At 73.6% G+C, this 4,125-nt stretch carries 5 protein-coding genes and 1 pseudogene; 1 reads left to right on the plus strand and 5 read right to left on the minus strand.

The features are described 5' to 3' along the window. Both CCN39_RS52385 and CCN39_RS52390 read right to left on the minus strand, forming a co-directional pair. A partial coding sequence (locus CCN39_RS52385) for a substrate-binding domain-containing protein (protein ID WP_244211345.1) occupies positions 1-586 on the minus strand: 586 nt, incomplete at its 3' end. Next, on the minus strand, positions 580-1,725 hold the full coding sequence (locus tag CCN39_RS52390) for a hypothetical protein (protein ID WP_244211346.1): 1,146 nt from the start codon (positions 1,723-1,725) through the stop codon (positions 580-582). The genes CCN39_RS52390 and CCN39_RS52385, both read right to left, overlap by 7 nt. A 164-nt stretch (positions 1,726-1,889) precedes the next feature. Between CCN39_RS52390 and CCN39_RS50515 the strand changes: the two genes are divergently transcribed. Beyond that, positions 1,890-2,045, plus strand: coding sequence for a hypothetical protein (locus CCN39_RS50515; RefSeq protein WP_158104622.1), 156 nt, complete (start codon positions 1,890-1,892; stop codon positions 2,043-2,045). A gap of 28 nt (positions 2,046-2,073) precedes the next feature. Here CCN39_RS50515 and CCN39_RS47525 read toward each other — a convergent pair whose 3' ends face one another. The 3 genes and pseudogenes from CCN39_RS47525 to CCN39_RS47535 all read right to left on the minus strand — a co-directional run. After that, the gene (locus CCN39_RS47525) at positions 2,074-3,009 is read right to left on the minus strand and encodes a quinone oxidoreductase family protein (RefSeq protein WP_244211347.1); all 936 of its coding nucleotides are present in this window, start codon (positions 3,007-3,009) and stop codon (positions 2,074-2,076) included. Between the two features lie 6 nt (positions 3,010-3,015). Then, positions 3,016-3,876 (minus strand): dioxygenase family protein, encoded by an 861-nt coding sequence (locus CCN39_RS47530; protein WP_086853728.1) that lies wholly within the window; start codon positions 3,874-3,876, stop codon positions 3,016-3,018. An 11-nt stretch (positions 3,877-3,887) separates the two neighbouring features. Then, positions 3,888-4,125, minus strand: a pseudogene (locus CCN39_RS47535) (citryl-CoA lyase); the annotation flags it as partial.

Below are 4,125 nucleotides of genomic sequence, written 5' to 3' on the forward strand. Positions count from 1 at the left end.
CGCCGGCCGGGCGTTCGACGCGGCCGACGTCGCCGAGGAGTACGTGCGCCGCGAGCCCGAGGCCGGCGAGGAAGCCCTGGATCCGGTCGCACCGGACGTCCTCCGGCCGCAGCGCCGCCCCGGTTCCGGCCGCCGCGGTGGCCACCCCGATCAGCGCGGCCATCCCGCTGCCGGAGACGTGCGGATCCGCCATGCCGTACCGCAGTTCGCCACCGGCCGCGCGGTCGGCGATGTCCGCCCACGTCGGCTGCGCGCCCAGCTTCGCCGCTTCGCCCGGCTTCACGCCGAGCACCAGCGGCGACAGCATGATCGACGTCGCCAGGTCCGGTTCGGCCCCTCGCAGCCGCAGGAACCGGCTGGTCGACAGCCAGGCCAGGTCGAACCCGCGGTGCAGCTCGGCGGTGGCCGCCATCGTGCCGCGGTAGTCCAGGACCAGCTCGACACCGGTGTCGCGGCGCAGGTCCGCCAGCACCGGGCCGAGATCGGCGAGTTCGCTGGTCGCCAGCACGGTGAGTTTCGTGTCGGCGGGCCCGCCGGGACTGCACCCGGCGAGCACGAGCAGCAGCACCAGGGCGGCCCTCACCACCGGCAGTCCCCGATCTCGTCGACCATCCGCCGGAACTCCGCGTCCCGGGGCAGCCAGGTCTCGGTGTCCCCGGTCGCGGTCGCCGGCTCGGGGATGCCGCGCTGCTTCAGGTACCCGGCGAAGTCGAACTGCGCGGTGTCGGCCGAGTACACGTGGAACCCGAGTTCGACGGCCCGCCGGCGCAGCGCGGGATCGGACATCAGCAGCGCCCCGATGGCGTCGCCCTCCGGGCTGAACGAAATCAGGTCGGGCGCGGTCTGGTGCTGGGCGCTGGGGTACATCAGCACCCGGTCCTCGTCGAGGCCGAGGCCGTAGTCGAGCCGCCGGTTCTGGTGGGCGAGGTACTGGTGCTCGTAGATGACCGCGACCGTGGCGAAGCTGCGGCCCTCCGGCACGAAGTACTTCGGCGCCATGTCGTCGCTGTGCTGGCCTTCGGCGTCCAGCATCGGCTTGATCCCGCGGGCCTGCTCGACGGCTTCGGCTTCCGTCGCCGCCGGCTGCGCGTACCGCGCGAAGGCGACCAGGCCGACGTACGCGGCACCCGAGTAGCTCCGGCACGGGTCGGGCGACTGGACGAGCAGCCGGTTCGCGCTGAGGCCGGGGCCGTAGTCCCGCCAGCGGCCCTTGCCGGCCACGAGCGCCATCAGCTTGTCCATCTCGACGCTGTAGTACAGCGGCTTGCCCAGGGAGGGCTGCGGCTTCGCCACGCCGGCCTTCTGCAGCGCCTCCGCGTAGTCGCGGAAGGTGGCCAGCACGAGCGGGGTGAAGAAGGGCTTGTACGCGACGGCGTGCTTGCCCCGGCGGCGCTCCCGGACGCGGTCGGCGGCGGCCTGCCCGGAGGGGAACACGAACTGGTAGGCGTCCAGGTCGGCGGTCTCGGCCAGCTCGAACGACCCGGCGGGGGTGATCTGCACCTGGTAGCCGTGGCTCATCAGCAGCCGCTTGACCTGCTCGTCCTCGAAGAAGTCCCGCTTGGACGCGAGCATCGCGCGCACGACGGTGATCGGCTGCAGCGGCCCGGGGACGTGCCCGGCGAACAGCAACGCGACGAACCCGAGCACGAAGACCCCGGCCGGCGGCACGAACCAGAACAGGAACCGCCGTCTCGTGTCGACGACGTCGAACTTCGGCTCGTCCACCCCGGCCCCCTCGGACTCGTCCCGGGCCATTGAACGAGAGCGCGGTCGGCACCGGCCACGGCACACGCCGAATTAGGACCGAACGGACCATCGGCTTTCCGGGAACGGAAGCGGTTTGGAAGCCGGATCCCGCACAATACGGGGGAACGCGAAGGAGCTCATCGATGAAACGTGCTGTAGCTGCCGCTTTGCTCACCGCGGCCGCGCTCGCCGTGCTCGCCCCCGCGGCGTCCGCGACGAACGACCCGTCGCCGGTCGGCGGGGTGGGGAGCGGTCCCTACATCGGCGATGTGCCGAAACCCGGCCCTGGGGGCCGGTGACCACTGTGGTCACCGCCGGATGCCCGCTTCAGGGCACCAGCACCACGCGGCCCGGGCGGCTCCACGCCCGGGCCGCGTCGTGCAGCGGGACGCGCTCGTACCCGGCCGTCAGCGCACCCGCCATCGTCTGCGCCACCACCGTCAGCAGCGCTTCGCGGCGCTCGTCGGCGGTGAGCTCGTTGTTCGTGTAGCCCAGGATCCGCAGTGACCGGCTGCGCAGGACGGCCGAGGGGACCGGGCACACCTCGCCGGCCGCGCTGCCGAGGTTGACCAGCCGCCCGCCCGGACGCAGGGTGCGCAGCGCCGCCGCGGCCGGGAGCCCGCACACCGGATCCACCACCAGGTCGACCGGGCCGGCCGCCGCACCGAGCCGCCGCGCCAGCGCCTCGACGTCTTCGCCGTCCTCGAGCCGGACCGCGTCGTCCGCGCCGAACCGCCGGGCCCGCTCGAGCGCGGCCTCCGACCGCGCGCAGGCCACCACCCGGCCGGCTCCGGCCACCCGCGCCAGCTGGACGGCCGACTGCCCGACCACCCCGCCCGCGCCGAGCACCAGCACGGTCTCGCCCGCGGCGAGTGCTCCCGTGCCCGTCAGGCACCGCCACGCCGCGACCGCCGACAGCCCGAGCGCCGCGACCAGCGCGGGATCGGCCCCCGCCGGCAGGGTGACCACATCGTCCGGCGCGGCCACGGCGTACTCGGCCATGCTCCCGTCCCCGGGCCGCATGCCCGCCGCCGTGGCGAACCAGACCGGCGTCCCCGCCAGCTCGCCCACCCCCTGCACCCCCGGCACGTACGGCGTCGCGGGCACACCGAAGTAGGACGTGCCGGACGCGCAGAGCAGGTCGAGCGGGGTGATCGGCGCCGCCGTCACGCGGACGGCGACCTCACCGGGCCCGGGTGAGGGCTCGGCCCGGTCGGCCACCACCGGGGGCTGCCCGGCCGTCCGGATCTCCGCCGCGCGCACCGGCGGTCACACCGGCTGCAGCACGAAGTCGTACCGCGCCTCGAGCCACGGCTGCGCCGATTCGCCGCCGTCCGGCGTCGGCCCGGGATCGCGCGCCTCGAAGGCGACGACCAGTTCCTGTTTGGTGCCGAACACGACGTCGCTGTCGAGGTACCGCGCGCCCTCCTGGAACAGGTGCGTGATCAGCGGCTCGTACCCGGCGGCGTTGATCAGGAAGTGCACATGGGCGGGCCGGAAGTGGCTGATGTCGGTGCCCCGGATCAGCTCGCCGACCGGGCCGTCCATCGGGATCGAATACCCCTTCGGCGCGATCGTCCGCACGCAGTAGCTCCCGTCGGCGCGGCTGCTGTACTTGGCGCGCAGCCGGGCCTCGTCGACGTCCGGGAGCTGCGACTCGTACGCGCCTTCCTCGTCGGCCTGCCAGACGTCGAGGACCGCGCCGGTGACGGGCGTGCCGTCGAGGTCGCGGACCACGCCGGTGATGTAGAGCGGTGTGCCGGGCAGGCCGTCGGACATGTCGCCGCCGAACTCCTTCTCCGGCGAGCCGTCGATGTGGAAGGGGCCGAGCACGGTGGCCGGGGTCGCCTTCGCGTCGAAGGAGTGGTTCATCTGCACCACCAGCATGCTCAGGCCGAGCACGTCGGAGGCGAGGATGAACTCCTCACGCTTCTCGTCGCTGATCCGCCCGGTCTCGGTCAGCCACCGCATCGCGGCCATCCACTCGGGCTCGCTCAGCCGCACCTCGCGGGCGAAGGCGTGCAGGTGACGCACGAGCGCCGCCATCACCTCCGCCGTCCGCGGATCGTGCGCGCTCGCCCAGCGCTGCGCGGCGAGCTCGGTGATGTTGTCCTCGGTGACCAGCTGCATCGGCGTTCCTCTCACGCGTGCGGATCCGGCGGGACCGACCGGTTGTTCAAGTCGACGGACAGGAAGATGTCGTTCGCGACGGGGCGGCGCAGCTCCTCGGCGAGCTGGCCGATCAGCCCGGCGGTCCGGGCCAGCAGCGCGAACCCGCGCAGCAGCTCCAGCGGCAGCCCGAGGTCGGCGAGCGCGGCACCGCAGACGCCGGCGCCGTTGAGCGGCAGGGTTTTGCCGAGCACCCGCGGGTGCACCCGG

The organism is Amycolatopsis kentuckyensis (assembly GCF_002155975.1).
Lineage (GTDB): Bacteria > Actinomycetota > Actinomycetes > Mycobacteriales > Pseudonocardiaceae > Amycolatopsis > Amycolatopsis kentuckyensis.